At 59.6% G+C, this 656-nt stretch carries 1 protein-coding gene; it reads right to left on the reverse strand.

Annotation, left to right across the window (positions count from 1 at the left end; all coding sequences use genetic code 11):
• Positions 1-656: DUF6531 domain-containing protein (locus tag J1G35_RS30625; protein ID WP_223016874.1), on the reverse strand; the 656-nt coding region annotated here is incomplete at both ends.

Raw genomic sequence — 656 nt, forward strand, 5'->3', positions numbered from 1 at the left:
GCCCGCTGTACCTGGTAGTCCACCGCCACGATGCGGTTCGATTCATAGCGCAGGAACAGCGCACAACCCGCACCGTTATCCAGCCGCTCAATCCGCCCCAAATAATCCCGAGCAATCCGCAGCCGGTTGTCGTACGCATCGCTGATCGAGACCAGCACACCGTCGCGAAAGTGATAAAACCGCGACGCCTGGGCCAACACCAGCTCATCCGGCGATGCGCCCAAATAGATCGCTGCTTCGGCCAAGCTGTTGGTGATGGCCGGTCGAGCAACAGTCGGCAGCGGAAACGAAGTCGAGCGGTTCTCATGGTCAATCCAAACCACCGAGTCGCCCGACACCGCAAGCCGATGCGCCAGCGAGTGACTCCAACCAAACCCCAACCCGCCATCCACTTCCACCGCACTGGTGCGGTACAACCGTGTCCATTCGAACGGCAAGATCCCATCCAACGCGCCATCGGTCAGAGTGAGCAATTCCTCCCCGGTAACCATCGACACGGGGCAGCCATTGGTTACCGTTTTATCCGAAGAAGCCGCCGCATCCCCGTTCAGGTTCTTCCCTGAAACAGGCACATCATCGACAGGCTCCTGCCTGACCAACACCGTCTTCTGTGTCTTGTTACGAACCGCCGGCACCGGGTTCGAAACCACGTGATC

Source organism: Pseudomonas sp. SH10-3B, assembly GCF_019891415.1.
Lineage (GTDB): Bacteria > Pseudomonadota > Gammaproteobacteria > Pseudomonadales > Pseudomonadaceae > Aquipseudomonas.